The organism is Streptococcus mitis, from assembly GCF_001074635.1.
GTDB lineage: Bacteria > Bacillota > Bacilli > Lactobacillales > Streptococcaceae > Streptococcus > Streptococcus mitis_E.
Genome location: NZ_JUQO01000179.1, coordinates 1 through 4,804, shown reverse-complemented (window position 1 = coordinate 4,804; position 4,804 = coordinate 1). Strand labels below are relative to the sequence as shown.

Genomic DNA, 4,804 nt, shown 5'->3' with positions numbered 1-4,804 from the left:
CGGTAACGTAGCCATCGCTTATGGATTTAACCGCTACAATCACGATGTGACCATTTTGGCAACCATCATTATCATCTTGATTATCTTTGCAATCCAATTCTTGGGAGACTTCTTGACCAAAAAATTGAGCCATAAATAAAAAAGAGCTAGGCCATCTGTACATCATTCATAGGAGTTGTCGTTATAGTCAAGACTTAAAATTCTCTGTACTAGCTACTATCGATTGTTACTTTTATGAGTAAGAGAGTTAAGAATTGTGGGGAGTCAATATGCAAAATCTGGGAGAAGTTTTTAAAGAATTGAGAAAGAGTCGAAATGTATCTCTACAGGAGGCGACGGGAGGAGAGTTTACTTATTCCATGCTGAGCAAATTTGAGCGTGGAGAAGCAGACTTATCATCTATGAAATTGATTACTGCCTTAGATAACATCCACTCTGATCTGAATGAATTTATGTACTTGGTACGTGGTTTTTCTCAGAAAAAGGCTTTGGCTTTTCAAGAAAATATCTGGGATCTATATGACAGAGAAGGGATTGATTCTCTCCACTCCTTGTATGAAGAGACGACTCAAAAGTATGGATCAAGTGGTGAAACAAGCTATCTTTTACAAATGATTCGTATCAAAAGCCTTCTCGTATTTTTTGATTCAAAAATAAGGGCAACGGATGAAGAACTGACTTTTCTCTATGACTATTTTTTTACTATTGATATCTGGGGAAATTATGAATTGGAACTATTTTCAACGATTTCTACTTTGTTTCCTCTGCCCCTCTATTTTAAATATTCTAGGGAGATGTTGCAAAAGACGGATTTATTAGGCTCTTTACCTAGTAACAAAGTTGGTATTGACACCATTTTAATTAATGGACTCTTTAAAGCGATAGAGGAAAAGGATAAATTAAAAGCAGATTATTTTATCTTTCAGATTGAAAAACGAGAATTGCCAGAATCTCAAGCTTATCTTAAAATCATTTATATGATTGCTAAAGGGTATTATGATACTATTTTTAATGTAAAAAATAAGGGTCTTGAAAAAATCCAGAGAGGCATTACAATCTTACAAGATTTAGAGTATGTAGATGGTGCAAGATACTATGAAAACTATTTTGCAAATCAGCTTTCAAATAAAGATTTGTAATATATTCTCGTTACATCGACTGATGAAAAATAAATAGCCTTGTAGATGGATTGATAATTAGTAGTTTCTAGGCGCTAGAGTTTCTATTTTCAGAAAAAATATATTACAAAAAAGTGGGGAACCCCACTTTTTTTGTTATACTGGTTCCATAAAACAAAGGAGGTAACAGAAATGACAAAATTTGCAATGACTGCATCAAAACATGCAGAACCAGTCAAAGAATTTGTAGCTACTTACAAATGTTCAGTTCATAAAGGATAATGAACTCAGATTGGCAATATTTTATAAGGAGTATAGATTTGTATATCATACTCCTTTATCTATTTGTAAAAAGGTGAACTATGGATAGAATGGACTTCACATACTATAATGATAATTTATATAAATTGGAAGAATTTGGTTTTAAAATTCATATTTCTGCTACTATAAAGAATTATACACAAGTATTTGATATAGTTAGTAAGTTGCTAGAACGAGAAAGAACTATGTATAAATGTTTGTCTGACTTTGATAAAATTTATAAAAATTTTTCAGAAAATGAATCATCTGCAGAATCAGGGAAGTTTATAACTATTTATCCAAAGAATAGAGATCACTGTATAGATTTACTTGAAAAGCTTTATCAAAAAATACCTTGTGATTTCCAAGGTATTTATATACTAAGTGATAGAAAATATAAAAATTCAAATAATATTTTCTACAGATTTGGATGTAATATTGTTAATGAAGAGCATTTAATTGACGGCTTACCTAGTATGTATGGACCAGATGGGGAAGTTTGGCAAGATTATCAAAAATCTTATTTTGACTTACCTAAATGGATTGAAGATATTCAAGAACCTCAAATATTTGAAGATACATACATGTCTAATAATTATGAAATAAATTCAATAATAAAATCTAGTAATGGCGGTAATATCTATTTAGCTAATTCAAAAAAATATAATAGGAAAGTTGTGATAAAGGAATGCCGTAATTTCGTTTTATCATATATAAATGTAGAAAAGAGGGAGTTTAGAGAAAGAGAGTGGGAGTTATCTAAGAAACTAATCAAATATATTCCCAAATCGCTTGAAAATATTAATGAATGGACAAATGGATATTTTATTTATGAATTTATAGACGGCTACACATTAAAAGATTTTGTAGATGATTATAACTTATATTCTTATTCTAGTAGTGACATTATTAAAAATTACTCCAATTTTCTTACTTTATTAAGAATTTTTGAAAAAATAATTGAAGTGGTTGAATATTTTCATAAAGAAAATATTGTGTTGAATGATATTCATTCAGATAATATTCTGATTACAGAAATGTTAGATTTGTATTTTATTGACTTAGAAAACTCATATCAATCATCTGAATCTCCGACAGTAGGTATTTATAATGACATTTGTTTAAAAAAATGGAATTGTATAGAAGGTAAAAAAGCAGATTGTTATAAAGTTGCAAACTTGATGTTATTTTTACTGGGGAGATTACACTTGAGAGAAGAAGAAGCTTTAAAAACTAATAAAGTAAAAGAATTACTTCTTCAAAAAGGAATAGTAACGAACATAGATATTCTAATAAATTATCTATTTAGTGATAATCCAGATATACATACTGCTAAAAAAATATTTTCAAATATATATGCAGAGAGACAGAAAGAAACAAAAATTACGTCCTCAAGTACGGCATTTATACCACTAAGTGACGAAGAATTTCTGAATTTATTAGAGTCAAGATTTGATTTTACAGAAAGTATAGATATAACCTCTGATGAATCGTTGGATATATTTGATAGTTTTAATACTTATGGTTTAAATGGTTTATCGGGATTTTTAATTTTTTTACATAAAATTTCTTTCAGCAGATATACTATAAGTAGAGGTATTGAGATTGTATTATCTAATCTGTTAGACATAGGTGGTAGAAAATTTTTGAAAAATTCTACCACAACAGTTTCTCCTTATTTGTTAGATGGAACATCTGGGGTCATAAGAATGTTGTTATATATTGATCCATTTAAATACAAAGATATTATTTTGGATCTGAGTTCGAGTATATTGGTTGAGTATGCTCAGTTTTCTGGATATTGGATGGGAATGGATGGGTTAGCAGATACTCTGTTAGCAGTTAACAAATATTTTCCTAATAATGAATTTATTGTAGTAGCAAAAGAATTATTAATAACTAGTTCTATTCTAAAGGACGTGGGGTTAAATACAGAAAATCTTATTCCTAGAGTGAAGATTGATAGTTTACTGGATTGCCAAGGAGGTCTGTCATGAAACTATTCTTAAGACATCATTTATTTAGAATACTTACCTTATCGAGGTTTTTAAGCTCAAGTGGAGCTTATATTTATAATCTGGTATTTATCGTTTATGCTGCGAGTCTGCCCTTTAAAAATATAGCTGTATTTATGGCGAATATGATTACGATTTTACCTTTCCTATTTACTTTTTATGTTGGGATTAAGGCTGATCATACTCGGAATAAAGCAGGGACAATTATCTGGGTTGGTTGTGTGCAAAGTCTCCTATTTCTTTTGATTGCTAGTGTGATTCATGATCAGAACTTCGTAACGTTTGCTTTTATCTGTATGGTTAATATCTGTTCGGATATTTTATCAGATTATACAGCAGGCCTTCGTATGCCGATTATCCAGCATAATATTTCGGAAGATAAGCTCTATGAAGCTTATTCCTTTACTCAGTTTGTTTCCTATTTATCAAATCTAGGAGGTCAAGCCTTAGGAGTATGGTTACTCACAACCAGTCATCAAAATTTTTCTTTTGTTGCGATTGTGAATGCTGGCTTCTTTTTACTATCTTCTCTCATGTTGTTCAAAAATAGAAGAGAATTGACGCATTTGTCTGTAACGGTAGAGAATGAGTCGATTAGTTTACTTCAACAAGTTAAGGCAATCTATGCGGACATGGATGATATCTTTAGACAGAGAGAAAGTAAATCATTGTTTAAAATTATTCTTGTCATTTTGGTAATGAATACTTTGGGAGGAGCTGTTGGAGGTATTTATCACTTTTACTTATTAGACCATACTATCTATCATCTCAGCTATGCTCAGGCCCTATTTTTAATTGAATGTGTTAGCTTGGGAGGAGCTATTCTTGGTAGCCTAACTCCCCATGATTATTTTGGAAAATTGTCGTTTTCAAGTTTGCTATCGCTCAATGCAATTCTGTTTGTCTTGCTTGCTACTGCTAATATTTTAGATTTTTCTCCTCTAGTAGGTGTTGTTTGCTTAGCCTTTGTCATGTATTTGATGTCGAAATCAATGCCTAAATTAGATACTCTGTTATTGTCTAATTTGAGTGCGGATGTATTAGCTAGAAGTAATAATCTCTTGAGTATGATTTTTTCTTTAACATTACCTTTAGGGATGTCTGTATTTTCCTTCTTAGCTTTACAAGACATCAGGCTTTGTTGGTGGGTATTTTTGGTAGTGAGTGTGATAGGGTTGATTTTATCACTAGAAAAAAGAAGTTTTTCAGGTAAAAAATGTTAACCTAGGAAAATCAGGCTTACTAGAAGGTCTTCCAGATTTGATCCGCGTGACGACTGTGACCTTGATTTCCCTTGTTGGGGAAACAGCCATGGCTGGTGCGGTTGGAGCTGGTGGTATCGGTAACGTAGCCATCGCTTATGGATTTAAC

The 4,804-nt window shown here is 31.4% G+C and carries 3 protein-coding genes and 2 pseudogenes; all 5 read left to right on the top strand.

Going from position 1 to position 4,804, the window contains the following annotated elements:
• A pseudogene (locus ADI58_RS07305) lies at positions 1 to 139 on the top strand (ABC transporter permease); the annotation flags it as partial.
• Positions 140 to 269: 130 nt separating this feature from the next.
• Positions 270 to 1,139 carry a helix-turn-helix domain-containing protein gene (locus ADI58_RS07300; RefSeq protein WP_049522026.1) on the top strand — a complete coding sequence of 290 codons (870 nt, stop codon included), beginning with the start codon at positions 270 to 272 and terminating at the stop codon, positions 1,137 to 1,139.
• A 341-nt stretch (positions 1,140 to 1,480) separates the two neighbouring features.
• Positions 1,481 to 3,415, top strand: a complete 1,935-nt coding sequence (locus ADI58_RS07295) for a class III lanthionine synthetase LanKC N-terminal domain-containing protein (RefSeq protein WP_049522025.1) — start codon at positions 1,481 to 1,483, stop codon at positions 3,413 to 3,415.
• A complete protein-coding gene (locus tag ADI58_RS07290; protein ID WP_049522024.1) occupies positions 3,412 to 4,656 on the top strand; it encodes an MFS transporter in 1,245 nt (414 codons plus the stop codon). The genes ADI58_RS07295 and ADI58_RS07290 overlap by 4 nt, the downstream gene beginning before the upstream one ends.
• Before the next feature lie 16 nt (positions 4,657 to 4,672).
• A pseudogene (locus tag ADI58_RS10845) lies at positions 4,673 to 4,804 on the top strand (ABC transporter permease); the annotation flags it as partial.